At 56.7% G+C, this 25,348-nt stretch carries 23 protein-coding genes, 1 tRNA gene and 1 pseudogene; 15 read left to right on the top strand and 10 right to left on the bottom strand.

Annotated elements, in window-relative coordinates; genetic code table 11:
- Nucleotides 1-51: 51 nt before the first annotated feature.
- From AC3CHX_RS25975 to AC3CHX_RS25965, 3 genes are all read right to left on the bottom strand, one after another.
- The gene (locus tag AC3CHX_RS25975; protein WP_488630829.1) at nucleotides 52-906 is read right to left on the bottom strand and encodes an ABC transporter permease; all 855 of its coding nucleotides are present in this window, start codon (nucleotides 904-906) and stop codon (nucleotides 52-54) included.
- Between the two features lie 69 nt (nucleotides 907-975).
- Nucleotides 976-1,734, bottom strand: a complete 759-nt coding sequence (locus AC3CHX_RS25970; RefSeq protein WP_488644759.1) for an ABC transporter ATP-binding protein — start codon at nucleotides 1,732-1,734, stop codon at nucleotides 976-978.
- 112 nt (nucleotides 1,735-1,846) lie between these two features.
- The gene (locus AC3CHX_RS25965) at nucleotides 1,847-2,872 is read right to left on the bottom strand and encodes an ABC transporter substrate-binding protein (RefSeq protein ID WP_488630828.1); all 1,026 of its coding nucleotides are present in this window, start codon (nucleotides 2,870-2,872) and stop codon (nucleotides 1,847-1,849) included.
- A 408-nt stretch (nucleotides 2,873-3,280) separates the two neighbouring features.
- On the opposite strand from AC3CHX_RS25965, the gene AC3CHX_RS25960 reads away from it, so the two are divergent.
- Nucleotides 3,281-4,420: a porin gene (locus AC3CHX_RS25960; protein WP_488630827.1), complete on the top strand. Its 1,140-nt coding sequence runs from the start codon at nucleotides 3,281-3,283 to the stop codon at nucleotides 4,418-4,420.
- Between the two features lie 249 nt (nucleotides 4,421-4,669).
- On the opposite strand, the gene AC3CHX_RS25955 is transcribed toward AC3CHX_RS25960, so the two are convergent.
- The gene (locus tag AC3CHX_RS25955) at nucleotides 4,670-5,419 is read right to left on the bottom strand and encodes a class II aldolase and adducin N-terminal domain-containing protein (RefSeq protein ID WP_488630826.1); all 750 of its coding nucleotides are present in this window, start codon (nucleotides 5,417-5,419) and stop codon (nucleotides 4,670-4,672) included.
- 294 nt (nucleotides 5,420-5,713) lie between these two features.
- On the opposite strand from AC3CHX_RS25955, the gene AC3CHX_RS25950 reads away from it, so the two are divergent.
- Genes AC3CHX_RS25950 through AC3CHX_RS25935 form a run of 4 tightly spaced genes read left to right on the top strand, consistent with a single transcriptional unit; the run spans nucleotide 5,714 to nucleotide 10,725 of the window.
- Entirely contained in the window at nucleotides 5,714-6,880 is a 1,167-nt protein-coding gene (locus AC3CHX_RS25950; protein WP_488630825.1) for an aromatic ring-hydroxylating oxygenase subunit alpha, read from the top strand.
- A 44-nt stretch (nucleotides 6,881-6,924) separates the two neighbouring features.
- Nucleotides 6,925-8,598, top strand: coding sequence for a choline dehydrogenase (locus AC3CHX_RS25945; protein ID WP_488630824.1), 1,674 nt, complete (start codon nucleotides 6,925-6,927; stop codon nucleotides 8,596-8,598).
- 34 nt (nucleotides 8,599-8,632) lie between these two features.
- Complete coding sequence (locus AC3CHX_RS25940; protein ID WP_488630823.1) at nucleotides 8,633-9,595, top strand: PDR/VanB family oxidoreductase; 963 nt, start codon at nucleotides 8,633-8,635, stop codon at nucleotides 9,593-9,595.
- 35 nt (nucleotides 9,596-9,630) lie between these two features.
- The gene (locus AC3CHX_RS25935) at nucleotides 9,631-10,725 is read left to right on the top strand and encodes a GlxA family transcriptional regulator (RefSeq protein WP_488630822.1); all 1,095 of its coding nucleotides are present in this window, start codon (nucleotides 9,631-9,633) and stop codon (nucleotides 10,723-10,725) included.
- A gap of 59 nt (nucleotides 10,726-10,784) precedes the next feature.
- On the opposite strand, the gene AC3CHX_RS25930 is transcribed toward AC3CHX_RS25935, so the two are convergent.
- The 3 genes and pseudogenes from AC3CHX_RS25930 to AC3CHX_RS25920 all read right to left on the bottom strand — a co-directional run bounded on the left by AC3CHX_RS25930 (nucleotide 10,785) and on the right by AC3CHX_RS25920 (nucleotide 12,373).
- A complete protein-coding gene (locus AC3CHX_RS25930; protein WP_488630821.1) occupies nucleotides 10,785-11,078 on the bottom strand; it encodes a BrnA antitoxin family protein in 294 nt (97 codons plus the stop codon).
- Nucleotides 11,047-11,502 (bottom strand): annotated as a pseudogene (locus AC3CHX_RS25925) (BrnT family toxin); the annotation flags it as partial. The gene AC3CHX_RS25930 and the pseudogene AC3CHX_RS25925, both read right to left, overlap by 32 nt.
- A gap of 19 nt (nucleotides 11,503-11,521) precedes the next feature.
- Nucleotides 11,522-12,373, bottom strand: a complete 852-nt coding sequence (locus tag AC3CHX_RS25920) for a LysR family transcriptional regulator (protein ID WP_488630820.1) — start codon at nucleotides 12,371-12,373, stop codon at nucleotides 11,522-11,524.
- 100 nt (nucleotides 12,374-12,473) lie between these two features.
- On the opposite strand from AC3CHX_RS25920, the gene AC3CHX_RS25915 reads away from it, so the two are divergent.
- Together AC3CHX_RS25915 and AC3CHX_RS25910 are read left to right on the top strand one after the other, a co-directional pair.
- A complete protein-coding gene (locus tag AC3CHX_RS25915) occupies nucleotides 12,474-13,106 on the top strand; it encodes a LysE family translocator (RefSeq protein ID WP_488630819.1) in 633 nt (210 codons plus the stop codon).
- A 68-nt stretch (nucleotides 13,107-13,174) separates the two neighbouring features.
- On the top strand, nucleotides 13,175-14,449 hold the full coding sequence (locus AC3CHX_RS25910; RefSeq protein WP_488630818.1) for an aspartate aminotransferase type Ic: 1,275 nt from the start codon (nucleotides 13,175-13,177) through the stop codon (nucleotides 14,447-14,449).
- A gap of 38 nt (nucleotides 14,450-14,487) precedes the next feature.
- Here AC3CHX_RS25910 and AC3CHX_RS25905 read toward each other — a convergent pair whose 3' ends face one another.
- The gene (locus AC3CHX_RS25905) at nucleotides 14,488-15,441 is read right to left on the bottom strand and encodes a LysR substrate-binding domain-containing protein (protein WP_488630817.1); all 954 of its coding nucleotides are present in this window, start codon (nucleotides 15,439-15,441) and stop codon (nucleotides 14,488-14,490) included.
- A 176-nt stretch (nucleotides 15,442-15,617) separates the two neighbouring features.
- On the opposite strand from AC3CHX_RS25905, the gene AC3CHX_RS25900 reads away from it, so the two are divergent.
- The 7 genes from AC3CHX_RS25900 (at nucleotide 15,618) to AC3CHX_RS25870 (ending at nucleotide 22,566) form a co-directional block, all read left to right on the top strand.
- On the top strand, nucleotides 15,618-16,424 hold the full coding sequence (locus AC3CHX_RS25900; protein ID WP_488630816.1) for an ABC transporter substrate-binding protein: 807 nt from the start codon (nucleotides 15,618-15,620) through the stop codon (nucleotides 16,422-16,424).
- Nucleotides 16,425-16,518: 94 nt separating this feature from the next.
- Entirely contained in the window at nucleotides 16,519-17,211 is a 693-nt protein-coding gene (locus tag AC3CHX_RS25895) for an ABC transporter permease (RefSeq protein ID WP_488630815.1), read from the top strand.
- Nucleotides 17,208-17,906 (top strand): ABC transporter permease, encoded by a 699-nt coding sequence (locus tag AC3CHX_RS25890; protein WP_488630814.1) that lies wholly within the window; start codon nucleotides 17,208-17,210, stop codon nucleotides 17,904-17,906. The genes AC3CHX_RS25895 and AC3CHX_RS25890 overlap by 4 nt, the downstream gene beginning before the upstream one ends.
- 122 nt (nucleotides 17,907-18,028) lie before the next feature.
- Nucleotides 18,029-18,793 (top strand): ABC transporter ATP-binding protein, encoded by a 765-nt coding sequence (locus AC3CHX_RS25885; protein WP_488630813.1) that lies wholly within the window; start codon nucleotides 18,029-18,031, stop codon nucleotides 18,791-18,793.
- Nucleotides 18,794-18,908: 115 nt separating this feature from the next.
- Nucleotides 18,909-20,102 carry a M20 aminoacylase family protein gene (locus AC3CHX_RS25880; RefSeq protein ID WP_488630812.1) on the top strand — a complete coding sequence of 398 codons (1,194 nt, stop codon included), beginning with the start codon at nucleotides 18,909-18,911 and terminating at the stop codon, nucleotides 20,100-20,102.
- Nucleotides 20,103-20,273: 171 nt separating this feature from the next.
- Complete coding sequence (locus AC3CHX_RS25875; RefSeq protein ID WP_488644935.1) at nucleotides 20,274-21,509, top strand: RtcB family protein; 1,236 nt, start codon at nucleotides 20,274-20,276, stop codon at nucleotides 21,507-21,509.
- A gap of 262 nt (nucleotides 21,510-21,771) precedes the next feature.
- Nucleotides 21,772-22,566: a transporter substrate-binding domain-containing protein gene (locus AC3CHX_RS25870; protein WP_488630811.1), complete on the top strand. Its 795-nt coding sequence runs from the start codon at nucleotides 21,772-21,774 to the stop codon at nucleotides 22,564-22,566.
- A gap of 48 nt (nucleotides 22,567-22,614) precedes the next feature.
- On the opposite strand, the gene AC3CHX_RS25865 is transcribed toward AC3CHX_RS25870, so the two are convergent.
- Both AC3CHX_RS25865 and glmS read right to left on the bottom strand, forming a co-directional pair.
- A tRNA-Leu gene (locus tag AC3CHX_RS25865) sits at nucleotides 22,615-22,678 on the bottom strand.
- A gap of 195 nt (nucleotides 22,679-22,873) precedes the next feature.
- Nucleotides 22,874-24,691 carry a glutamine--fructose-6-phosphate transaminase (isomerizing) gene (glmS, locus tag AC3CHX_RS25860; protein WP_488630810.1) on the bottom strand — a complete coding sequence of 606 codons (1,818 nt, stop codon included), beginning with the start codon at nucleotides 24,689-24,691 and terminating at the stop codon, nucleotides 22,874-22,876.
- A 163-nt stretch (nucleotides 24,692-24,854) separates the two neighbouring features.
- On the opposite strand from glmS, the gene AC3CHX_RS25855 reads away from it, so the two are divergent.
- Nucleotides 24,855-25,319, top strand: a complete 465-nt coding sequence (locus AC3CHX_RS25855; protein WP_488630809.1) for an Lrp/AsnC family transcriptional regulator — start codon at nucleotides 24,855-24,857, stop codon at nucleotides 25,317-25,319.
- The last annotated feature ends 29 nt before the right edge of the window (nucleotides 25,320-25,348 follow it).

The raw sequence follows: 25,348 nt of genomic DNA, 5'->3' as shown, positions 1-25,348 counted from the left end.
TAAAAAAAACGGCGCACCGAAATGCGCCGCAAACCCTTAAAGCAGAACAACTCAGAATGCAGCCGGACGCCATTTCAGCAAGCGCTTCTCGACTCTCAGCAGCAGATAATCCGCCGCCAATGCAACCACTGCCAGCACGATCATCGCGGCGAACACGCCGCTGGCGTTGAAAGCGCCTTGCGCCGTCGAGATCAGCAAGCCGATCCCCTGCTTGGAACCGAGGAACTCGCCCACCACCGCGCCCACGAGCGCAAAGCCGAAGCTGACATGCAGGCTGGCCAGAATCCAGCTCAGCGCGGAGGGAATCACCACCGACATCGTTACCTGACGCCGTGAGGCGCCCAGGATTTGCGCATTCGCAATCATGTAGCGATCCGCCTCGCGTACCCCCTGGAAGGCATTCGCAAACACCACAAAGAACACCATCACCACTGCCAGCGCCACTTTCGATGCCATGCCGAGACCTAGCGAGATCACAAAAATCGATCCCAGCACCACCCGGGGAATCGAGTTGGCGATCTGGATGTAAATACTGAACACGTCGGACAACAGCTTGTTGCGGCCCAGCAAAATACCGCAAATGACACCGCCTGCCGCGCCGATCAAAAAGCCGATCACCGTTTCTTCCAGCGTGACCATGACCTGCACCCACAGCGGCCCTTGCGAGGTCCCGTCGACGATCCAGTCATAGATCTGGATCACGATCAGGGACGGCTGGGAAAAGAAAAACGGATCGATCCAGTGCAATCGCGCGCCCAGCTCCCAACCGCCGAGGACGAATACCAGAATCGCGACGCGCAAGAACATCACCAGCCAATAGCGCAGCTTGATTTTCCGTTTGGCCGCCTGTTCGACCGTGGCCAGGCTGGCGGCGTTAAGCTGGTCGAGGGAGTGTGCTTGATTCATTTCATTACCTTGTGTGTATCTTCCACGTGTGAATAGTGTTGCGCGAGAGCCCGGTGTGCGGAGCTGCCTTCAGCTGATTTGTACTTCTTCCCGCAAATCCGCCCATATCTTGCGCGAAATATCGATGAACCCGGGTTCATAGCGCACCTCGGACATCACGCGCGGGCGCGGCAAGTCGATGTGGTAGACGCTCTTCATTGTCGCCGGGCGCGCCGTCAGCACATAGACCTTGTCGGCCAGCGCAATCGCCTCTTCCAGGTCATGGGTCACGAACACGACCGAACCGGACTGGGCAGACCATAGCTGCAGCAACTCGTCCTGCATCAAGGTCCGGGTCTGCATGTCCAGCGCGCTGAAGGGCTCGTCCATCAACAGAATTTCCGGGCTGTTGATAAAGGTTTGCGCGAGTGCGACACGCTTGCGCATGCCGCCGGAGAGTTGGTGCGGATAATGATTGCTGAACTTGTTGAGGCCAACCCGGCGTATCCATTGCTCTGCCAGCGCATAGGACTGGTCTTTCGGTTTGCCGCGGAACAGCGGACCGGCGGCGACGTTGTCGAGCACGCTGCGCCACGGGAACACGGCATCGCTCTGGAATACGAAACCGATGCGCGGGTCGATGCCGTTGACCACCTCGCCCATGATCCGGACTTCGCCGACCGTCGGCTTGAGCAGTCCGGTAATCAGGCCAAGCGTGGTCGACTTGCCGCAGCCGGTCGGCCCGACGATGGCGCAAAACTCGCCACGCGCCACGCTCATCGTGAAATCGCGCAATGCCACCGTCGCCGTGCCGTCCGGTGAAATGAAGCGGAGGGAGACGTTGCGCATTTCGATCGCCGGCGTATCGCGGGCAATCGGTGCAGTCGGCGCCGCCGTGGCAGAAATGACGGCGCTGTTTGAGGAGTGTGTCATTAAAATTTCTTTCGTTTGAAGCAGTGCATTACTTGCCCTGGGCGATGAACTCATTGGTATAGGTTTTGGACAAATCGATGTGCTTGCCCTTGACGTTCGGATTAAATCCCGACAGCACTTGCAATACGGTTTCCGGACCGCCGGCAGGCATCCTGCCATCGGGTGAAAACATCGGCAGGGAATTTTGCAGCGCCTGGACATACAAGGCCTTGTCATTGCCCTGGTAATCCTTCGGCATCTTGGCAGCGATCTCGGTCGCGCTATGGGTCTTGATGAACTTCAGCGTCTTGCCGAATGCGCGTGCCAGTTTGCCGGCCTCGGCCTTGTGGGTATCGAGCCACGCCCGCTGCACATACAGGCTGGAGGCCGGATACAGGCCGCCGAGCGCCTTCACCGTGCCATCGACCGTGCGCATGTCGACCAGCACCTGCGCCTCACCGGTTTTCAGCAGCTGCGAAACGGTAGGTTCGGTGGTCATGCCGGCGTCGATCCGCCCCTGCTTGATCGCCGCGATGAAGGAATTGTCGGCGCCGACCGGCAGCACCGAATATTGACTGGACGTGATGCCATGCTTCGCCGCCAGATACTGCGTCAGGAAGTTGGTCGACGAACCGAGGCCGGTCACGCCCAGGGTTTTGCCCTTGACATCGGCCATGCTCTTGAGCGTGCCGGCGGCCTTGGCCGACACCAGTTCGACTTCGCCCGGGACTTGGCCGAACACCACGATCGCCGTCACTTCCTTGCCCTTGGTTTGCAGATCGATCGAATGGTCATAGAACCCGACCACGGCCTGCACCGCACCCGCCAGCAGTTCGTTTTCGGCATCCACCCCGGCCGGCTGCGATTGCAGCTCAACGTCCAGTCCTTCGTCCTTGAAATAACCCAGCTGCTCAGTCAGTTTGGCCGGCAAATAGATCATCTTGGTGATGCCGCCCACCATGATGGTGATTTTTGCGGAGTCGGCAGCCATGGCCTGCGTCGGGGCAGCCAGTGCCGCCAGCATGACGGTCGATAGTGCAGTCGCGTTCATTGAACCGCGGATAAACTTACGCATTATTTATGTCTCCATTGTTTTGGGATTATGATCTGCAGCAAATCATATAACGGCTGCGATCTTCCTTTATTACTTATCAACGCAGATGTATTCTAGGCGTGCGTATCTTTCATCCAGCTTACCAATTTTGCGTTTTTTAGTTTGCAGTGCAACATAAAACACTGTGTATCGCTTGCGTAAAATCTTCTTCCCCCTTCGGTCAATTCCGTTTGCAGCACGATCCCGGCCGCACCCGCACACAGTCCAGTGCTCCGACTTTAAAACTGTTGCGTAACTGCACAAAACAACACAAAACTTGCAGTGATGAAAGCTGGAAGAAAGCTTCGCGCTTCTATACTCGGCACACCGTCGATCGGGCACATCGGTCGGCGCAATAAGCAAAATAACTTTCGCCACCAGGAGACAATTTTGAAAAAAACAGTACTCGCGCTAGCTAGTCTGGCCGCACTAGGATGCACCGGCACTGCGTTTGCGCAGTCGAATGTAACGATCTATGGTTTGATCGACGCCACCATCAGCACGGTCAACCATGCCGACAGCAACGGCGACCGCCTGACCAGCATTCCAGTCGCCTGGTTCAGCGGCAACCGCATCGGATTCAAGGGGCAGGAAGATCTCGGCAGCGGACTCAAGGCCATGTTCAAACTGGAAGCCGAATTCGTAGTCGGCACCGGTGAAATGGACACCCCGGGCGTCTTGTTTAACCGCGATGCCTGGGTCGGCATGCAAAGCGACGGCCTGGGCAGAGTGACACTGGGTCGCCAAAACACGCTGGCGCGCGATTTTGCGCAAGTCTACGGCGATGCGTATGGCACCGAAAAACTCGGCCTGGAAGAAGGCGGCTTCACCAACAATAACAACTTCAAGCAAATGATTTTCTACGCCGGCAGCGCTACCGGCACGCGCTACGACAATGGCGTGGTCTGGAAGAAAGTATTCGACAATGGTCTCGTGGCCGGCCTCGGTTATCAGTTTGGCGAAGTCGCCGGTGCGTTTTCGAATAACACCACCAAGTCTGCCGCGCTCGGCTACAACGGCAGCAATTTCACGGTTGCCAGCTTCTATAACGAAGCCGATGTCGGCAACTCGCTCGACAAGTCGACCGAAAAGAACAAGTCCTACTCGCTGGGCGGCAGCTATTTCCTGAACAGCCTGGTGCGCTTGAACACCGGCTATTTCCATTACACGGCAGAACAGGGCGCACTCGGCAAGCGTAAGGACAATGCCTATACCGTATCGGCCAAGTTCACGCCGCAAGGTCCGATGGATTATGAAATCGGCTATCAGGTCATGAAGGCCACGAATGCCGCTTTCAACGTGGCTGGCACCAGTACCCTGAACGCGTACTCGAATGCCAGCTTTTCAACCGCCACCGGAAGCGGCAAGAAAGCCACCCTGTTCGGCTCGGCCTTCTATCACTTGTCCAAGCGCACTGAGGTTTATGTGGCTGCCGATTACATGAAACTCACCGATGACTATCGTGTGGCCTCGACCAACGGTTTCAAGAACCAGACCGAGCTCGCGGTAGGCATGCGTACCCGTTTCTGACCTGTAATTTTATGATGTGACCACCATCTTGCTGATGGGATTCTGGGTCGATGCGGCAACTTCTGCCGCATCGATTTTTTTTTGCCTTGTCGCGTTAGTGACGTGTATACGCATTCAGCCGAATGCGGGTCCCACTCAAACTGAGCGACGCGCGGTGTTGATATCGATCAAGAAACAAAAAAACGCGCTTGAGATGACGATGTGGTGGATGCGGATTTTAAAGAAGTCAAAGACAAGTAGCGCAGGCTCCTAACGTGCGTAACCGGGCTCCTCCTCATCCAGAATGCCCTTCAGCGCTGACAGATGCCGATCGGCAACACCCGCGTAGTCCGCCATCCATTGCCCCGCGGTTTTCCTGGCGACCTCCGCCGATGCGATCCGAAGCGGCCGCCCCGTCATGAGTGCCGTGAGGTAGGTTTCGCACGCACGCTCGAAATAGTAGAGATCGTCGAACGCTTGCGCCACGGAGCGGCCTACCGTCATCACGCCGTGGTTGCCCATCAGCAGCACCGGCTTACCGTCCAGGCAGCGGCTTACCCGTTCGGCCTCGTCCCCTAAACCCATGCCGTCGAAGCCGGTGTCGATGGCCACGCGCTCAAAAAAACGCATGCAATTCTGGTCGAGCGGCGGCAACACCGAATCTTGCAGGCAAGCCAGCACCGTCGCAAATTTGGCGTGCACATGCAGTACGCAGCGCGCGTTCGGAGAGCGTTTGTGCATCTCGGAGTGCAATGCCCAGGCAGTGATGTCCGGCGCATCCGGCCGGTCGATCGTCCGCAGGTCGTGCGCATCGACCAGGATCAGGTCACTAGCCTTGATCCGCGAGAAGTGGCGGCCGTTGGGATTGATCAGGAACCGGCTGCCATCCTCTGATACGGCCAGGCTGAAATGGTTGGCGATCGATTCATGCATTCCCAGACGCGCCGTCCAGCGGAACGCACACGCGAGATCGATCCGGGCCTGACGATGGTCCATCTCGGTAACAGCAGGTTGCAACATGGCAGGCGCTCCTTTTTTTGATTGGTCGTTTCCAGGCGGTCAGAACCAGCCCATGAGTACACGCGGTCCAATGTAACGCTGCAAATCCGATGAAACATGATGAAACGCGACGTATCGGCGACGCAAAATATCAAGCTCCCCCTTTCTGCCGCATCAATTAAATACGACATCAACACGACGCATTCCATCAAGTCTCCTGGTTTTGCCGCCGCTAAAGTGAGCTACAGACGCAAGCAATTCACCTCCGGATTGCCGGCGACCAACGACCACTACCCAGCGCGAGGAGAAGCACCTATGAACACTGTCGAATTCTGGCAAAAGAAGGATGTCATCAAACCGGATCAATGGCAGGAACAAGCGCCGGAGGAAGCGCTGACGCTGCCTTCCCGTTATTACTACGACGCTGCCATCTTCCAATCGGAGCGGGACCGCATCTTCATGTCCGCCTGGCATGTGATCGGGCACAAAAGCGAACTGAGCGAACCGGGCCGCTTCGTGATGACCGATATCTTCGACCAGAGCGTGATTGCCACCTGCGGCAAGGACGGCAAGGTGCATGCCTTCCACAATGTCTGCCAGCACCGCGGCAACCGGCTGGTCGAAGAGCGGCGCGGCCTGCAGAAGGGTGTGTTCCGCTGCGCCTATCATTCCTGGTGCTATGGGCTCGACGGCAACCTGCGGAGTGCCCCGCGCAGCGAACGGGTCGTGAATTTCAATGCGCAAAATTACAATATCCCGTCTATCAGGGTAGAAGAACTCGGCGGATTCTATTACTTCAATCTGGACCCGAATGCAGCATCGATGGCGGAACTGTTTCCCGGCGCCGATGCGGAAATGCAGCGCGTCTTCCCGCGCCTGGGAGACTACAAACTGTTCGAAGAAAAAGATGTGATCGTGCCGGCCAACTGGAAAGTGATCATGGATAACTCCATTGAGGGTTATCACTTTTCACTGTCCGGCCCTTGTCACGTTGATCTCGCCGATCTGATTGACTTTGACGGCTATAAGCTCACCCAGCGCGACAAATGGTGGACATATATTGCCCCTGCCAATCAACAGGTCGACAGCGCGTATGGCGTTCCGCTCTCGGAGGAGCGCAATCCCGATGAATGTTTCTTCAATATCGGGATATGGCCGCATAACACCTTTTATACCTTTCCCTATTCGGATTTCCTGGCGACTTTTCTGATCATCCCGCTGGAAGCCGAAAAAACCTTGCTCCGTTTCGGGTATTACTCTACCCGCGACGCACTATCGGACGTCACCAAGGCCTGCATGAATTGGATGAACACCGACTTGGGGCCGGAAGACATCCGTCTGAACATTTCGGTCCAGAAGGGACTGCACTCGATGGGCTACAACCAGGGGCGCTACGTGATCGACGCACAGCGCAGCAACGAAAGCGAGCACCTCGTGCATCACTTCCATAGCCTGGTTCACAACGGCATTCACGGCGCATGACCGCGCCGATCTATGTAGGCCGAAGCAGGCTTGGGGAGCGACTCATGTCGAATGGCAAGTCCAGTAATCACTACGACTACATCATTGTCGGAGCCGGCTCGGCAGGTTGCGTGCTCGCGCACCGCCTCAGCGCGGATCCGCAGTTGCGCATCCTGCTGATAGAAGCCGGACCGGAAGACCGCAGCTGGTCCATCGACATGCCGTCTGCGATGGGCATCCTGGTGGGCGGCCACCGTTACAACTGGTCCTACCGGTCCGAGCCGGAGCCCTATCTCAACGACCGCCGCATCGGTACGCCGCGCGGGCGGGTGCTGGGCGGATCTTCGTCGATCAACGGCATGGTGTATATCCGCGGCCATGCGCGCGATTACGACGCCTGGGCGGAGCAGGGGTGCGTCGGCTGGAGCTACCGCGAGGTGCTGCCCTATTTCATCCGGGCGGAAGCGCACGAACTCGGGGAGGATGCCTATCACGGCAGCCAAGGCCCGCTCCATGTGACTGCCGGAAAGACCGACAGCGTGCTGACCCGTGCCTTTTTCGAGGCCGGTGTGGCGGCCGGTTACGGGCGTACCGACGATTTCAACGGTCATCGGCAGGAAGGCTTTGGCCGAGTCGACCGCACCACCTGGCGCGGCCGGCGCTGGAGCACGGCACGCGGCTATCTCGCCGCGGCCGGTGTGCGCGCCAACCTGACCGTTGTCACCGGGGCGCTGGTTCTGCGTGTATTGTTTGATGGCCGTCGGGCCGTCGGCGTCGAGTACGCCGAGGGGGAGCGCGTCTTCCAAGCCTATGCCGAGAGTGAAGTGCTGCTGTCCGCCGGCGCGATCAATACTCCCCAACTGCTGCTGTTGTCCGGCGTCGGGCCGGCCGACGAACTGCGCGCGGTCGGCGTTACGCCGCTGCACGACCTTCCGGGCGTCGGACGGCGCCTGTCCGACCATCCCGACACCGTCGTCCAGTACCTCTGCAAGAAACCGGTCTCGATCTATCCGTGGACGGTCGCTCCGCGCAAATGGCTGGTGGGTGCGCAATGGTTCATGCGCAGGTCGGGGCTGGCGGCGAGCAATCATTTCGAGGCCGGTGCCTTCATCCGTTCGCGACCGGGCGTTGAACATCCGGACCTGCAACTGACCTTCATGCCGCTGGCGGTCCAGCCGGGCAGCATCGACAGCGTGCCGGCCCACGCCTTTCAGGTGCACATCGACCTGATGCGGCCGACCAGCCTGGGCGCAGTCACGCTCAAATCGAACGATCCGCGCAGAGCGCCGAGGATCCTGTTCAACTATCTCCAGACCGAGCGCGACCGCGCCGACATGCGGGCCGGCGCCCGCCTGGTGCGGGAAATCATCGCGCAAAAGCCGTTTCGGGAACTGGCCGGCAGGGAGCTTTCGCCCGGTCCGGCGCTGACCGACGACGCCGCGCTCGACGCCTGGGCGCGCGCGGTGACGGAGACCGGCTATCACGCGGCCGGCACCTGCAAGATGGGTCCGGAGAGCGATCCGGAAGCGGTGGTCGGGCCGGACCTGCGCGTGCACGGCCTGGACGCGCTGCGCGTGATCGACGCCTCGATCATGCCGGTCATCGTCAGCGGCAACACGAATGCGCCAACCATCATGATCGGGGAGAAAGGCAGTGACCTGGTCCTGGGGAAACAGCCTTTGCCGATGTCCCGCGCAGCGGTCTGGATGCATGCTGGCTGGCGCACGCAACAACGCTAGCGGCGGACAACGAGCATCAACCTGGAGGGAATCAATGTCGAACGGACCAGTACACAAAATCGACGTCGTCGTGAGCGACGCGGCGATGATCGCTACCGATATCAAAGGCATCCGGCTTGCCGCGCTTGACCACAGCGTCCTCCCGCCGGCGGGCCCGGGTTCGCACATCGACCTGTGGCTGGCGGACGGCAGCGCGCGGCAGTACTCGGTGATCGAAACCGGGTCTGACGGCGCGTCCTACCAGATCGCGGTCCTGCGCGCGCCCGGTTCGCGCGGCGGTTCGGCGTTCATCGTCGATCAGTTGCAGAAAGGCGCACGGCTGCAGTTGTCCGGACCAAGGAACAACTTTACCCTGGACGAAGGCAGCGGCGAGTACATCCTGGTGGCAGGCGGCATCGGCATTACCCCGATCCTGCCAATGGCCAGGCGGCTGGCTGCGATCGGCAAACCGTTTGCTTTCCACTACCTCGCCCGCTCGCGTGATCGAGCGGCCTTGCTGGATGTGATCGAACGTGGCCCACTGAAGGGCCGGGTCCAGCTCCACTTCAGCGACCAGCACGGCGCGGCAGATCTGCATTCCATGCTGGGCAAGCGGCGGCACGGCGTGCACGCATACGTCTGCGGTCCCGGAAAACTGATTGATGGTATCCTCGACGCCACGCAGGATTGGCCGGCAGGCGCGGTGCGTTTCGAACGATTCGCGGCACCGGCAAATGGCGTCGCGGGCCCCTCCGCGTTCGAGGTCGAACTGGCAAGATCAGGGAAGGTTCTGAGCGTGGCGCCGGACCAATCCATCCTCCAGGTGCTGCGCAAGGAAGGGGTGCGTATCGCGTCTGTGTGTCGTGAGGGCATCTGCGGCACTTGCGCGGTCACCCTGCTGGCGGGAGAGGTCGACCATCGGGATGCCGTTCAGACCGATGACGAAAAAACACAGAATCAGACCATTTATGTTTGCGTATCGCGCGCCCGCTCGGAACGGATCGTGCTGGACCTTTGATAAGCTGCGCAGCGAGCGGATAAGCGGATGACGCAATGAGCATACCAACCGAAACCACAGCGCTACCCGGCCGGGCTACACAAGCGACCAACAGGGGAGCCAGATCGGCCGATGCGTCACGCAGGATCGGCATCCTGCTGATGCCGCAGTATTCCAACCTCGGGCTCGGGATGATCATCGAACCGATGGCGATTGCCAACTGGCTGAGCAAACGCAAGCTGTTTGAATGGACGCTGCTGTCCATGGACGGGCAGCCGGTGGCGGCCACCAACGGCATGACCACGCCGGCCGCAGCCCTGCCCACGGAAGCGGGCACGTTCTCGACACTCTTCGTCATCGCCAGCTTCGAGGCGAAGAAGCATGCGAAAAACCGCAAGGTCAGCGCCTGGCTGCAACGCGAGAGATATTTCGGCACCCAGATCGGGGGCATCGAGACCGGCACGGAAATCCTGGCCGCCGCTGCACTGCTGAATGGCCAGCCGGCGGCCGTCCACTGGGACAATCTGGAGGGCTTCCAGGAGGCCTACCCGGCCGTCAAGGCCACGCAGCAACTGTACACGATCGGACCTCAGCTAATCACCTGCGCGGGCGGCACCGCCATCATCGACATGATGTTCGAGTGGATCGGCCAGCAGGCGGGGGAAGATCTGGCAACCGAGATCGCCCAGCACCTGCTGCATGCACGTCAGCGCGGCACCCACGAAGTCCAGCTCACGCCGACCGCACTCGATGCGGCCCCGATGAATGCGCAGATCCGGGAAGTGATCCGCCTCATGCACGCGTCCGTCGCCGCGCCAATGTCTTGCGAAGAGTTAGCCGGCGCCGTCAGCCTTTCGCGGCGGCAACTGGAACGCAAGTTCAAACAATTCACCGCGATTTCCCCGCTCCGCTACTACGTCAGCCTGCGCCTCGCCATGGCGCACAAGCTGCTGCAGCAAACCGAACTGAGCGTGTCCCAGGTGGCCGCGGCAACCGGCTTCGATTCGTTCGAACATTTTGCCCGGGTGTACAAGATCAAGTTCGGTTGCCCGCCCAGCGCAGACCGGCTGCAATCCTGGGACGCGCCGGTGATGCGACAGCCGACCCCGGCAGGATCGGGCAGGACGCGTGCGAAAAACAGTCGCGTCTAGCTTCGTGGCTTGATTAATCGTTGCTTTTGTCGTGCCGTCGCATCTGGCGCTTTGAACCTTTAATGCCTCCGCAACTCTTCCCGAATCGTTTTCTTAATCGTTGTCTCGATGCTTTCCGCTTGCAATGCCTGCTTGAGCGCGTCATTAATCAAGGTCTGATAGCCGCGCTCCCCCGCCTTTGCTTTGAAGTGCTCAACGATGGCGCTGTCCAGGTAGATATTGACGCGCTGCTTGTTGGGCAATATCGCCCCAGTCGCGCCACGCTTGCGCAAAACCAGCTTGCCGCTTTTGATGTCGGACTGGTTAATCGGCATATCTTCATCAAAGGTTGCCGAAGTAGATTTTTTGCTCATTTTTTTCTGCCCTTCGCATAGAAATAATGCGGATTTCTGTATTCGATTCTGTTGTAACGATAACGACTACCGCGCCGTTCAACATTCCCATCGTAATGAATCGCGGCTCATCATATTCAAAGCGGTTATCTTCAAACGTGACAGTTTGCGCGCTCTCTATTACTTGTCGCGCATCATCGAAGTCGAGGCCATGCTTTTTCAAATTAGCTGCCTTTTTCAATCGGTCATAGCTGTATCGCATAGGCTCATTATATGTATATTTGTGTGTATTTAAAAGATAGTTTACATCACGAGGGCGGCGGCGGTAATGCTTTTCAGCTATGGCGCTGGCTTTGTGTCCGATGATTTGAGCAACCACACCAGTCGGTGTCTCGGTCCATTCTGCCAGCGAGCCAAACGAACGGCGCAAGCCATGCAAGGTAAGGCAATCCTCTGCTCACCGGTCAAATCCTCAATTCAACCAAAATCTGTTCGGCGAGAAAATCACAAGGCGGTCGCGCGGATCGTGAACTGCGAGCCAGGACTACCTCAAGCTCCGCAAGTCGCGGCAAGCCTTCACCCTGCCCCAGTTGAATCAGGCGCTCCGGCACGCCGCACCGCGCCAGAGGCGCAATCGCCAGCCCCGCGTCGACCATGCTGATCAGGCCCAGCAAACTTGGGCTTTCGTAAGACATCCGATATGGAATATTTGCGCGTTGAAGGGCGCTGATAGCGTGGGCTCGCGCGACACTGCCGTCTGAGAAAACGGCAATCGGAAGCGGACGTTCCTTCCACACTTGCCGGCTCGCAGCCGACCCGGCCCAAATCATCGGCTCGAATCGGATGAACTCTCCCCCGACCCCCTTGGTTCGCGTGATGCACGCCAGATCGATCGTGTTGTTTTTGAGCAGGGGCGCAAGCGCAATGCTCGGCAGGCCAATCACTTGAATCTCGACACGCGGGTAAGTTGCAGAAAATTTTCTGAGAACCGGCGGCAATAGTGAAGAAGCGTAGTCGTCGGGGACGCCTATCGTGACGCGTCCCGTCACCTCGGGGTGGACGACCGAGGCCCAGGCCTCGTCGCGCAACACCAGCATGCGGCGCGCATAGCCCACCAGCGTTTGCCCCTCGGGGGTCAATGCCAGATTGCGCGTGTTGCGAATAAAAAGCGGCTTTCCAAGCGATGTTTCCAGGGCCTTTATCTGCATGCTCACGGCAGATTGAGACCGGTGTACCAGCTCGGCGCCGCGTACAAAGCTGCCAGCGTCGGCGACAGCGACCAGCATGGCAAGCACGTCCAGATCGAGTTTTCCCATTTCTTTTCAGAAAATCTGAATAATAGATTCAGTTTAATGCGTTTTACTCAAGGATGTCACTACTCGATAATAAAGCGACTAACTTATGGAAAGCCTAACAATGCGTGATCCTGTATCGCTTTATGGATTTCTGGCAGTCGGCGGGATGCTTGCTGTAACGCCCGGCCCCAACATGGTCTATGTGATGTCGCGCTCCATCGCGCAAGGGCGCAGGGCAGGTCTGATCTCCCTCGCCGGCGTGATGCTCGGCTACCTTTTTTATATGTTTGGAGCCGCCTTTGGCATCACTGCTTTCTTTCTGACCGTGCCCTACGCTACTCGCGTCCTGAGCGCGGGTGGCGCAGCCTATCTTCTCTTCATGGCTTGGCAGGCATTGAAACCCGGCGGCCGGTCTCCATTGCAAATGCGCGATTTGCCTGCAGAACGGCCAGGCAGGCTGTTCGTGATGGGAGCGGCGACAAGCCTGTTGAATCCGAAGCTGGCGATGATCTTCCTGTCGCTTTTGCCGCAATTCATTGACCACGGAAAAGGCAGCGTACTTGAACAATCGCTTGTGCTCGGCTCGGCATTGATTGTGCTGTTTGCGTCTGTCAATGGTTTCATGGCGGTGTCATCCGGCAGCGTAGCGGAATTTCTTTCCCGCCGACCCGGCCTGCTATTTGTTCAGCGCTGGCTGATGGGAACTACTTTGTTGACGCTGGGCATAGGGATGGCGCTCCAGGCATGGCGCTAGACCGTATGGGTGCCGGACCCGCCAAGAACGCACGCATTTTCTTTTTTACCTCCACTGAGACCTCAAATATGAATACACCTGTTCAGATCGAAAGCCCGCCAGCCTTTGCGTCGCGCGCCGAACTCGCATCACGTTATGCCGAGCTATGCGCTCAAGGTCTGAAGATCAATATGACGCGAGGGGTACCGTCGCCCGAGCAATTGGCCTTGTCCAAGCGCTTTCTTTCCCTGCCCGGCGATTCGCATTTCGTCTCGCGCGATAATATCGACTGGCGCAATTACGGGGGCCTGCAAGGCATGCCTGAAGTACGCGAGTTATTTTCGGAAGCGCTGCTGGGTCTCCCCGCCGATTGCGTCGCCATCGGCGAAAATTCGAGCCTTGCCTTGATGCACGAAGCATGCGGCCACGCGTTCCGGCGCGGCGTCCCGGGTGGCGATCGGCCCTGGTCGCAGGAACCTGTCGTCAAGTTCATTTGCCCGGTGCCGGGATATGACCGGCACTTCTCGATTTGCGACGAGTTCGGGATCGAAATGCTGCCGGTTCCGATGCTGGACACCGGACCGGACATGGCTGTAGTGGAGGCACTCGTTGCCGCCGACCCCGGCATCAAGGGAATGTGGTGCGTGCCAAAATACAGTAATCCGAGCGGCGTCACCTATGCTGACGCGACCGTCGAAAGGTTGGCCGCGATGCCCGCCGCGGCACCCGATTTCAGGCTCTTCTGGGACAATGCCTATGCGGTGCATCACCTGACCGAGGCCAGTCCGGCAAACCAGGACATCACCGGTCTTAGCATGTGCGCCGGGCATCCCAATCGCGCTTTTCTGTTCGCGTCGACCTCTAAAATCGTATTGCCGGGCGCCGGGCTGGCGCTCTTTGGTTCATCGCCCGAAAATCTGGCATGGTGGCTTGAGCGGCGCAAATATCGCACCATCGGTCCGGACAAGGTCAACCAGTTGCGTCATCTGCAATTCTTCGGCGATCCCGAGGGGATTACGCAGCACATGTGCGCCCATCGCGCCGTGCTCGCACCGAAATTCGCGTGTGTCGATCGCACCTTCGCGCAAGCATTCGGTGACGCGGGAGCCGCCCGCTGGACACGGCCCGCCGGCGGTTATTTCATCAGTCTCGACGTTACGCCCGCTTGCGCCAAACGCATGGTAGGACTCGCGCAGCAGGCAGGCATCGCACTCACGCCAGCCGGCGCCCCGTATCCTGGCGGGCGCGACCCCGGCGACGCAAACATTCGCATCTCGCCAAGCTACGTCGATCTCGATACGCTCGCCAAGGCCGCTGCGGGGATCGCGCTTTGCGCGCAATTGGCGGCAGCCGAAATCGCTTGAACCATTCTGCGGATGCGGCGAAATAAGTGTTCGCCGCTTCAGATCAGCAACTCCAGCGTGTCGAAAAGTAAGCGATCTTCGCTACTTGCAGAGCGCGAATGCTGACGAATGACGGCTATCAGGCAGTCAATAAAGCACTGTGCAGCACTACTGAGTGTGTTACTGCGACGCGTGATAATGCCAAGTCTGGCCGGCTGAAACTGCTCTTTTAGCGGGAGCACTGCCATACGTTCGCGCAGCGGCAGCGTAACAAGCAGCGGGCCTGGGTAATGACTGATCATTCCAGCTTGCTCCACCAGGGTTTGAAGAAGTCCGACGGAGTGCGCAAGGATGAGCCGGTTTTCGTCGATGTGCGCGCCGTGTTGCCAGAACAGGTTATGCATGAAGGCGTCACGACCGTCTGCCGCATAATTTACTACCCAGTCATGCTCAAGCAGCTCATGAATCGAGCTGCAGTTCTGAAGCGGATGACCACGCCGGACTGCCACCCGCACCTGATAGCTGAGTATCTCTTCACTGGAAAATTCTTGCGCCATCATGCCATGCAAATGCGGACCGATCACAAAGTCCATGTCGCCGTCACGCAAACGTGCTTGTGAAACACCCATCAGACCTTCGAAGATTTCTAGCTGGACGTCTGGCCTCTGCTGGCGAAATCGCAGCACAACTTCCGGTAAAAAAGTCTGTATGAGCCACGGCGTAATGCCTATGTTTAACCGGATTTTTCCTTGTCCGCGACATTGCGCCAGCTCAGTTTGCGCGCGCTGCAACTGACTGACCACGATCCGGGCGTGGGTCAGAAGTGTTTTACCGTATCCGGTAAAGCTGATTCCACTTGCATTGCGCATTACCAGCGGTAGTTGTTGCTCGGTTTCCAGTTCACGCAAGGCTTTGGTAACGGCGGCCTGCGAAAGGCCAAGGATGCGTGCTGCGGCGCGGATGCTGCCGGTCTCTGCGATTGTGACGAGTGCTTGTAGCTGATGTATTTTCATGAATATTCTGGGCGACAACTACCGGTTGTCAGCATAACGGAATTGCGTCTGCTCAATTAAAGTCAGGCACGCTAAGATCATTGCACTGACTGATTGTACCGAAGCCGACGGTGCGGCAATACGTCAAGACAAACAATCCACACTTATAACAAAAATTGCCAGGCTGCCACGCAGTCTTGGCATGCCATTTTCCAATAGGAGACAGCATGAAATTCAGACATTCCCTGGCAATACTAGGCATTGTGTTGGCATCAACGGCCCATGCGGCGGATTTACAGGAGCTAAAGGTCGGCATGGACCCAACCTTCGAGCCCTATGAATACAAATTGCCTGATGGAAAGCTGGTCGGGTTTGATGTGGATTTCGCGAATGCAATGTGCGCCGAGATAAAAAGACGCTGTGTTTTTGTCGAGCAATCCTGGGCCGGGATTATCCCATCCTTGATGTCGAAAAAATTTGACGTCATCATTTCTTCATTGTCGATCAATGAAGATCGGAAAAAGGTAGTCCTTTTTACTGACAAGTATTCGAGCGCGCCAAATCGTGTCGTTGCCAAAAGTGGCAGCGGTATCGACGGCTCCGTTGCCTCTCTGGCGGGCAAAAGAATTGGTGTCGTCAAGGGCTCGACGCAAGAAGCTTATGCGAAGAAAGTCTATGAAAAGGCAGGCGCCATCATTGTCGGATATGACACCACGCAGGAATCCTACCTGGATATAACAGCCGGCCGTGTCGATGCAGTGGTTGCCAGCGTGCCCGAGGTGAAGCTCGGGTTGCTGGACAAGCCAGCCGGCAAAGCATTTAAATTGGTGGGAGCGGATTTCGATGATCCGACCATTTTCGGCGTCGGTGCCGGTATAGCGCTACGCAAGCAAGATACCAAACTCAAAGATCAGCTTAACGCTGCGATCAAAGCTATCCGCGCCAACGGGGTATATAAAAAGATCAACGATAAGTATTTTGACTTTGATGGCTACGGAAAATAAGTAGTCAAAAGTCGGTACGATACCTGGTCTCTGATGTCAGCGAGCCGGCTGGGTATCGCGTTCAGTTTCAACAACCTAACGTGGTTTGATCAAGATGTTTAATGGATATTCCGGACAAATACTTGCCGGGTTGGTGACCACGCTCGACATCGCGCTGAGTTCTTTGATCATGGCGGCGTTAATCGGGTTTTGTGCAGCATTGATGGCCATTTCCGGGAACCCTTTGTTGCGCAAACTGACAGGGTGCTATTCCAGTGTGATGCGTGGCATTCCTGACTTGCTGCTGATGATGATGCTGTTTTTTGGCGGTCAAATCGCCTTGAATAACGCGATTGCATGGTCCGGCCTCGACATCACGATAGAACTGAATCAGTTCACCGCAGGCGTTCTCACGCTAGGCATTATTTACGGTGCCTATTTCATGGAAACATTTCGTGGCGCGCTATTGGCGATTCCTCCGGGACAGGCTGAGGCCGCACATGCGCTTGGCATGTCCGGTTTCAAAATAAATACGCGCATATTGTTTCCGCAAATGGTGCGTTTTGCATTGCCCGGATTTACCAATAACTGGCTGGTGGTGTCCAAGGCGACTGCGCTGGTTTCGGTCATCGGCCTGCAAGACATGATGTATCGGGCGAAACAGACCGGTGCTGCATCGCGTGAGCCCTTCACCTGGCTGCTATTCACCGGTGCCATGTATCTTTTGATCACGAGTTTGTCGCTGTATATACTGCGCCGCGTCGAGCGCAAATATTCTGCCGGCGTGCGGTATGGGAGCCACGTATGAGTTTTGAGTTCATGCTCGATCCTGACACGCAGCAGCTCTATCTGAACGGGCTGTGGCTGACCGTCAAACTCTTGTTCGGCAGTATTTTCCTTAGCTTTGTTTTGGCTATTCCTCTGGCCATAGCACGTAATTCGCGCATCAAACTGTTGAAGAACGCGGTCTGGAGTTTTACCTACGTCGTGCGCGGAACACCTTTGCTGCTGCAGTTATATCTGATTTATTACGGCCTGGGGCAGTTTCAAACCATACGGGAGAGTGCCGCGTGGTTTGCCTTGTCGAGTCCTTTGTTCTGTGCATTGTTAGCGTTTACGCTCAACGAGCTGGCATATACGACAGAGATTTTCGCCGGCGCAATCCGAGGACTTCCCTATGGAGAAATCGAGGCAGCTTATGCCTACGGGATGGGGCGCTTCACCATCCTGCGCCGGATCATCCTGCCGTCCGCCTTGCGCAGCAGTTTGCCAGCGTATTGCAATGAAGTCATCTTCTTGTTGCACAGTACATCGCTGGCAACCACCATCACGCTGCTCGATCTGACCGGTGCTGCGAATGAGATCTATGCACGATATTACTTGCCGTTTGAGGCTTTCATGGTTGCAGCTGTGATCTACATGGCAATGACTTATGGCATCGTGCGCCTGTTTCGCGGCGCAGAAAGCCACTACCTGGCGTATCGACGTCCACGGCGGATATGAGTCATGCGCGCTAAGGTGATTTGTTAGCGCCCCGAGATTTCCCCCATCAATTAAATGACAGCAGCACGGCAGGTCGGCCGTGTTGATAGACGATTGCGCTTGAAGAGCGTGTAAAGGATGTTATGGCACAGTTGAAAGTTGAAAACCTGCATAAGGCTTATGGCCAGAACGCGGTGCTGAAAGGCGTCTCGATAGAAGCCGGGAAAGGTGATGTCATCAGCATGATAGGGGCTTCGGGTTCTGGAAAAAGCACGTTCTTGCGCTGTATCAATTTGCTGGAAAAGCCGACTGAGGGCGACATTTTCGTGAACGATGAAAAATTGATCCTGACGCGAAAAAAAGATGGCGATCTGGATTGCGCCAACACAAAACGGTTGCAGCAACTGCGTTCCAGGCTGGCGATGGTGTTCCAGAATTTCAATTTGTGGTCGCATATGACCGTCCTTGAAAACGTCATGGAGGCACCTATCCACGTTTTGGGTCTTTCCAAAAAAGAAGCATGCGAGCGTGCCCGTCATTATCTCGGCAAAGTCGGCGTAGTGGAGCGTGATGCGTATTATCCGGCCCACTTGTCCGGCGGTCAGCAGCAGCGTGTCGCGATTGCCCGTGCGCTGGCAATGGAACCCGACCTGATGTTGTTTGATGAGCCGACCTCGGCACTTGATCCTGAGCTGGTCACAGAGGTATTGCGTGTCATGCAGGCGCTGGCAAAAGAGGGACGCACGATGATCGTCGTGACGCATGAAATCGGCTTTGCGCGCAATGTCTCGAACAAAGTGATCTTCCTGCACCAGGGAAAAATCGAAGAGCAGGGCGATCCGCGGATTGTGCTGAACCATCCCGCAAGTCCCCGTTTGAAGCAATTTCTTTCCGGCTCATTGAAGTGAGTGCAACTTGCGTGTCGGTGTTGATAGATGCGCAAGCGAGCAGCCTCAGTCGCTTCGGCCAAAGATTTTGCCGTTGAAATGTGTAGAAAAAACACGAAAATTAAAGGAGCTTATCTTGAAGCTGATCGACCCCATTATTCGGTTCCATGCCGAATTACAGCAAATTCGGCGCGACCTTCACGCGCATCCAGAACTCTGCTACGAAGAAAAATATACTGCCGAGCTAGTTGCGCAAAAGCTGACGGAGTGGGGTATCCCGATTTTGCGTGGTTTGGGTGTGACCGGCGTAGTCGGTATTGTCAAAAGCGGCAGCAGCGAACGTGCGCTCGGTTTGCGCGCCGACCTCGATGCGCTGCCAATGCAGGAACTGAACAGTTTTCCGCATAGCTCCAGGAATGCGGGCAGGATGCACGCTTGTGGCCACGACGGTCATACCGCGATGCTGTTGGGAGCAGCCTATTACCTGTCTTTGCATCGCAATTTTGACGGGACCGTATATCTGATTTTCCAACCGGCGGAAGAGGGTGGGGCCGGTGCGAAACGGATGATGGATGATGGCTTGTTCGAGAAATGCCCGATGCAGGCAGTGTTCGGCATGCACAACTTTCCGGGTATGGCGGCAGGGTGTTTTGGCGTGAGGCCAGGGGCGATGATGGCATCCTCCAGCGAGTTTGAAGTAGTCGTCAAAGGCAAAGGTGCGCATGCCGCGCAGCCACATAAAAGTATCGATCCGATTATGATCGCAGTGCAGATTGCACAAAGCTGGCAAGCCATCATCGCACGCAACAAGAACCCGATCGATGCAGGCGTGCTGTCGGTCACGCAAATCCATGCCGGCAGCGCGACCAATGTGATCCCGGATGAAGCAACCCTGAAAGGGACGGTGCGCACCTTTAGCCTTGAGGTGCGGGACCTGATTGAGCAGGGCATGCGCGACATTGCACAGCACATGGCGGCTGCGTTCGGTGCGACGGTTGAATTTCGTTTCGATTATGGCTATCCGCCACTTATCAATCATGCCGGGGAAACGGCGGTTGCGCTCGACGTGATGCAATCGATTGTCGGTGCACAGAACGTCAATGCGCAGGTGGAGCCGTCCATGGCAGGAGAGGACTTCGCCTACATGCTGCAGGAAAAACCGGGCTGTTATGTCCTCATCGGCAACGGTGAGGGCGACCATCGCGACATGGGTCACGGGCTCGGGCCGTGCAATCTGCACAATCCAAGCTATGACTTCAATGACGACTTGCTGCCGATAGGGGCCACTTACTGGGTGCGCTTGGCCGAGGCATATCTGGATAAGGCATAAGCGGATCTGTCTTAGTTGGGTTGTTCTAGCAAAGAGCAAGACTTCACAGCGTGTTATTCAGGGGGATATGATGAACCGGGTGATCAGCGCGGGAAGAGCAAATCTTGAGCGCAATATGAATGCGGAGGCGGTCGACAATTTATCATCACCCGATTTTATGAAGAGAAGATGATGAAGCACGAAGAATACGACGTACTGAACGTGGAAGGCGGAAGCCATATCAAGATGTGGACCAGAGGCGTACCTGTGGAAGACGGCGCCAGGCGCCAGTTGAGCAATACTGCAAAGATGCCATTCATCTACAAGCATATCGCCGTGATGCCGGACGTGCACGTCGGTAAAGGCTCGACCATCGGCAGCGTGATCCCGACATTGGGAGCAATCATTCCTGCTGCGGTTGGGGTGGATATCGGTTGTGGAATGATGGCGGCGAAAACCACATTGAGTGCCAGCGACCTTCCGGATAACCTGCGACCGTTGCGTAGCGCGATCGAGAAAGCCATCCCGCACGGCATGTCGCCCAAGACGCGTGGTGTCAAGGGCCGGGATAAAGGGTCGTGGGAAACGCCGCCGGCGCAGGTTGATGCGGTGTGGGCGCAGTTGAAGGATGCATTCGATGTGCTCTGTCTGAAGACGCCCAAGCTGAAGAACACGAATAACTATCGCCATCTGGGGACGCTGGGATCGGGCAATCACTTCATTGAAGTGTGTCTCGATGAAGCCAACTGCGTATGGTTCATGTTGCACTCGGGTTCGCGCGGCGTGGGTAACGCGATCGGTTCGCATTTCATCGAGTTGGCCAAGCAGGATATGCGGACCCATTTCATCCACTTGCCGGATCAGGATCTGGCTTATCTGCCGGAAGGCACGCAGCATTACGACGATTATGTCGAAGCGGTGAGCTGGGCGCAGAAATTCGCTCGCATGAATCGTGAAGTGATGATGCAGAATTTGATTGCGGCAGTACGTACCGTAATTACAAAACCGTTCGAGACGCACGTGGAAGCAGTGAACTGTCACCACAACTACGTGCAGAAAGAAACGCACTTCGGCAAGGATGTGCTGGTCACGCGCAAGGGTGCGCTATCGGCGCGTGAAGGAGAGCTTGGCATCATTCCCGGGTCAATGGGCGCCAAGAGCTACATCGTGCGCGGAAAAGGCAACCCGGAAAGTTTCCATAGCTGCAGCCACGGCGCCGGACGGTCGATGAGCCGGACCGAGGCGAAGAAGCGCTTTACGATTGCCGATCAAATCAACGCAACGCGCGGTGTGGAATGTCGCAAGGATGCCGATGTGATCGATGAAATCCCGATGGCATACAAGGATATCGATGCGGTGATGGAAGCGCAGCGCGACCTGGTGGAAGTAGTGCATACCTTGAAACAGGTGGTGTGCGTAAAGGGATAATGCGGGGATGATGCGCCGTTTCACTTATGGCATGCAGTGATTCCGGTTCCGGCCGGAATCACTACGATAAAAACAAAGCGGACAGGAATAACGAGATGAGCGCCGCCGAGAATGCTGTCTCGGCCATGTCTTCCGCTTGGCGATGCATCAGGTTTTACTTCACACCATGGCATATTTATTGCGTAAAAAAGCATGTCCGCTAATTTCGATGTATAACGCACCGAGATAGCCCTTACATAAACATCTTCGTCCAGGTGATCTGATGAGATTTGCAAAACTCTTGCTGCTGTCCGTCAATCTGTGCATCATGGCAGCGCAAAATGCGCAGGCCGATGCCCTGACTGATATCCAGAAACGCGGCATCCTGCGTATTGCTGTGCCACAGGATTTTGCGCCGTTCGGATCCGTCACCGCGGACATGAAACTGCAGGGACTGGACATCGACGTCGCAACGCTGATTGCCAAGAGCATTGGGCTGAAACTGGAGCTGGTGCCGGTCACGAGCGCCAACCGCATCGCCTATCTGCAAACACACAAGGCCGATCTTGCGATTTCCACATTGGGCAAGAATGCCGAACGCGAAAAAGTCATCGCCTTTTCGCAACCGTATTCACCCTATAACAACAGCGTCTTTGGCCCTGCCAGTTTGAAAGTCTCAGGTCCTGTAGACCTGGCTGGAAAAACCATCGGTGTCGCACGCGGAACGTTTCAGGACAGCCAGTTGACCGAAACTGCACCACCCAGCGCCGTTATTAAACGCTATGAGGACAACAACGGCATGATCTCGGCGTATCTGTCGGGTCAGGTGCAACTGGTCGGCACCGGTGATTTCGTTGCCGTTGCACTGGCCGAAAAAGCAGTCAGCAACAAACCGCAAATGAAATACATCATTCAAGAATCTGCATGCTACGTCGGCTTGCTCAAAGAAGAGCCGGCACTGATGACGAAGGTGAATACTGCGCTAACACAAGCGAAGAAGAACAACGAATTGAACGCGATCGTGCAAAAATGGCTGAAGGTGCCGTTGCCTGGGAAAATGGCAATGCAATTTGAGTAAACAGAGTCGAACTACCCCTGCTTCGGCGCTAACGCTTGAGATTCTTAGTGGCCCGGGGCGGAATTGAACCGCCGCCACAAGGATTCTCAATCCTCCGCTTGCCAAGATGGCTGTCTTTAATAGATCAGTGTTCCGAACCTTATTCGGAAAGAGCCCCACCTACGAACTTGATTTCGAAAAAACGCCGAGTGATATTGTTCGCTCGCGCACCTGCCTCAATTTTGGTCAGCGGCATACGCCCGACTGACTTTATTACCACCCGACAGACTTTATTGTTTGTGATCAACAGTTCATCAAGCGTTACCGCTCATTCAACTGTCACGGATTTTGCCAGATTCCGAGGTTTATCCACATCTGTTCCGCGCGCCAGCGCGGTGTGATATGCAAGCAGTTGCAGCGGAACCACATGCAAAATCGGCGACAGCAGACCGTAGTTTTCCGGCAGGCGAATCACGTGGACGCCTTCGCTGGAGTTGATGCGGGAATCGGCGTCGGCGAATACGTACAATTGACCGCCGCGGGCGCGGACTTCCTGCATGTTGGATTTGAGTTTTTCGATGAGCGCGTCGTTGGGCGCGACGGTGACGACCGGCATCTCTTCGGTTACCAGCGCTAGCGGACCATGCTTGAGTTCGCCGGCGGCGTAGGCTTCGGCGTGGATGTAGGTGATTTCTTTCAGCTTCAAAGCACCTTCGAGCGCGATTGGGTAGTGCAGGCCGCGGCCGAGGAACAGCGCGTTTTCTTTACGGGTGAAGGTCTCGGCCCAGGCGATGATGTGCGGTTCCAGCGCCAGCACACTTTGCAGCGCAGACGGAAGGTGGCGGAGTGCTTTCAGGTGTGCCAGCTCCTGCTCGTCGCTGAGCCGGCCTTTGATCTGTGCCAGTGCCAGCGTCAGCAGGAACAGGGCGACCAATTGTGTGGTGAAGGCTTTGGTCGAGGCCACGCCGACTTCGACGCCGGCGCGGGTGATGTAGGCGAGTACGCATTCACGCACCATGGCGCTGGTGGCGACGTTGCAGATGGTGAGCGTGTGCAGCATGCCTTGCGCGCGCGCGTGTTTGAGTGCAGCCAGTGTGTCGGCGGTTTCGCCGCTTTGCGAAATGGTGACGACCAGCGCGTTTGGATTCGGTACGCTGTCGCGGTAGCGATATTCGCTGGCGATCTCGACATTGACCGGGATTTTGGCAACTGATTCGATCCAGTACTTGGCTGTCAGGCCAGCGTAATAACTGGTGCCGCACGCCAGAATCAGGACTGAGTCAATTTGCTGGAAAATGCCGAATGCCTTGTCGCCGAACAGTTCCGGCATGATGCTGGCGACGCCTCCCAACGTGTCGGCAATCGCGCGTGGCTGCTCGAAAATTTCCTTTTGCATGTAGTGTTGATACGGGCCGAGTTCTACCGTGCTGCTGTAGGCGTGCGCGGTTTTGACTTCACGCTCGACCGACTTGCCGAGAGCGTCGACGATCCAGACGCGTTGCAATTGCAGATCGACCACATCGCCATCTTCAAGATAGATAATCTGGTCGGTAGTCCCCGCGATCGCCATCGCGTCGGATGCGACGAAGTTCTGCCCGTCGCCTACGCCAACGACCAGCGGTGAGCCTTGGCGCGCGGCGACGACGCGATGTGGTTCGTCAACGCTGAACACGGCAATCGCGTAGGCGCCGGTCAGGCGCTTGACGGCATGTTGTACGGTTTCGAACAAGTCGCCGGTGTACATGTGATTGATCAGATGGGCGATGACTTCGGTATCGGTCTGGCTGGCGAACACATAACCGGCGGCTTGCAATTCAATCCGCAGTTCGTCGTGATTTTCGACGATGCCGTTGTGGACCAGCGCGATGCGGTCACCGGAAAAGTGGGGATGCGCGTTGTGCGTGGCCGGTGCGCCATGGGTAGCCCAGCGCGTGTGGGCAATGCCGGTGAAGCCAGCTAATCCCGAATTGGCGATTTGTTTTTCCAGGTCGGCGACACGGGAAGTGCTGCGCGCACGCTGCAACTTGCCATCAACGTGCAGCGCTACGCCGCAGGAGTCATAGCCACGATATTCGAGACGTTTTAAGCCTTCGAGCAAGATAGGAGTGACATTGTTTTGCGCAACTGCGCCGACGATACCGCACATGATGGCCTCTGGTTGAAATTTAGATAAGTGTATCTTAGACTGATGTTGATGAAATAAATTGTCTAAATATATGTATATTTGAGGTATTATTTCTTTTTTGTTTTTGTGTGAAATATAAATTCATTTATAAGTGATTATTAACTAGTTATTTCAACTTGAGTCAATGGATATTATTCTTGATGAGCTGGATCGACGTATCCTGAACGCGCTGCAAGCGGATGCTTCGCAAACCAATCAACAGTTGGCGGAGCAAGTCCACGCCTCCGCGCCAACTTGCTTGCGGCGAGTCAAGCGTTTGACGGATCTTGGCGTGATCGTGCGCCAAGTCGCGATCGTGGCGCCGGAAAAGGTCGGCGCCGGATTAACGGCGCTGGTGGAAGTGACGCTGGATCATCAGGGTGACGAGCGCCAGCTTGAGTTCGAAGCGCTGGTGGCGAATGTGGCGCCGGTGCTGCAATGCTACCGGGTCTCGCCGGGCCCGGATTTTGTGCTGGTGGTGCAGGTTGCGGATATGCCGGCGTATCACGCGTTGGCGCATCAGTTGTTCGCGGCACAGAAAAACGTGCGCAATGTGAAGGCTTATTTTTCGATTTTGCGGAGCAAGTTTGAGACTGGCATCGCGGTTTGATGCGTACGATGCGCCTTGCGCACCGTACG

The organism is Glaciimonas sp. OK215, assembly GCF_057787885.1.
The sequence above is the reverse complement of the archived record's forward strand: the minus strand, read 5'-3'. Positions and strand labels throughout refer to the sequence as shown.

Bases quoted from the DNA above. Each gene is read 5' to 3' on its own strand.
- AC3CHX_RS25885 (WP_488630813.1), top strand. From the start codon at position 18,029: ATGGCACAGTTGAAAGTTGAAAACCTGCATAAGGCTTATGGCCAGAAC.
- AC3CHX_RS25940 (WP_488630823.1), top strand. From the start codon at position 8,633: ATGTCGAACGGACCAGTACACAAAATCGACGTCGTCGTGAGCGACGCG.
- AC3CHX_RS25870 (WP_488630811.1), top strand. From the start codon at position 21,772: ATGAGATTTGCAAAACTCTTGCTGCTGTCCGTCAATCTGTGCATCATG.
- AC3CHX_RS25970 (WP_488644759.1), bottom strand. From the start codon at position 1,734: ATGCGCAACGTCTCCCTCCGCTTCATTTCACCGGACGGCACGGCGACG.
- glmS (WP_488630810.1), bottom strand. From the start codon at position 24,691: ATGTGCGGTATCGTCGGCGCAGTTGCGCAAAACAATGTCACTCCTATC.
- AC3CHX_RS25955 (WP_488630826.1), bottom strand. From the start codon at position 5,419: ATGTTGCAACCTGCTGTTACCGAGATGGACCATCGTCAGGCCCGGATC.
- AC3CHX_RS25920 (WP_488630820.1), bottom strand. From the start codon at position 12,373: ATGGGAAAACTCGATCTGGACGTGCTTGCCATGCTGGTCGCTGTCGCC.
- AC3CHX_RS25875 (WP_488644935.1), top strand. From the start codon at position 20,274: ATGAAGCACGAAGAATACGACGTACTGAACGTGGAAGGCGGAAGCCAT.
- AC3CHX_RS25905 (WP_488630817.1), bottom strand. From the start codon at position 15,441: ATGAAAATACATCAGCTACAAGCACTCGTCACAATCGCAGAGACCGGC.
- AC3CHX_RS25890 (WP_488630814.1), top strand. From the start codon at position 17,208: ATGAGTTTTGAGTTCATGCTCGATCCTGACACGCAGCAGCTCTATCTG.
- AC3CHX_RS25945 (WP_488630824.1), top strand. From the start codon at position 6,925: ATGTCGAATGGCAAGTCCAGTAATCACTACGACTACATCATTGTCGGA.
- AC3CHX_RS25965 (WP_488630828.1), bottom strand. From the start codon at position 2,872: ATGCGTAAGTTTATCCGCGGTTCAATGAACGCGACTGCACTATCGACC.
- AC3CHX_RS25910 (WP_488630818.1), top strand. From the start codon at position 13,175: ATGAATACACCTGTTCAGATCGAAAGCCCGCCAGCCTTTGCGTCGCGC.
- AC3CHX_RS25930 (WP_488630821.1), bottom strand. From the start codon at position 11,078: ATGAGCAAAAAATCTACTTCGGCAACCTTTGATGAAGATATGCCGATT.
- AC3CHX_RS25855 (WP_488630809.1), top strand. From the start codon at position 24,855: ATGGATATTATTCTTGATGAGCTGGATCGACGTATCCTGAACGCGCTG.
- AC3CHX_RS25935 (WP_488630822.1), top strand. From the start codon at position 9,631: ATGAGCATACCAACCGAAACCACAGCGCTACCCGGCCGGGCTACACAA.
- AC3CHX_RS25950 (WP_488630825.1), top strand. From the start codon at position 5,714: ATGAACACTGTCGAATTCTGGCAAAAGAAGGATGTCATCAAACCGGAT.
- AC3CHX_RS25895 (WP_488630815.1), top strand. From the start codon at position 16,519: ATGTTTAATGGATATTCCGGACAAATACTTGCCGGGTTGGTGACCACG.
- AC3CHX_RS25975 (WP_488630829.1), bottom strand. From the start codon at position 906: ATGAATCAAGCACACTCCCTCGACCAGCTTAACGCCGCCAGCCTGGCC.
- AC3CHX_RS25915 (WP_488630819.1), top strand. From the start codon at position 12,474: ATGCGTGATCCTGTATCGCTTTATGGATTTCTGGCAGTCGGCGGGATG.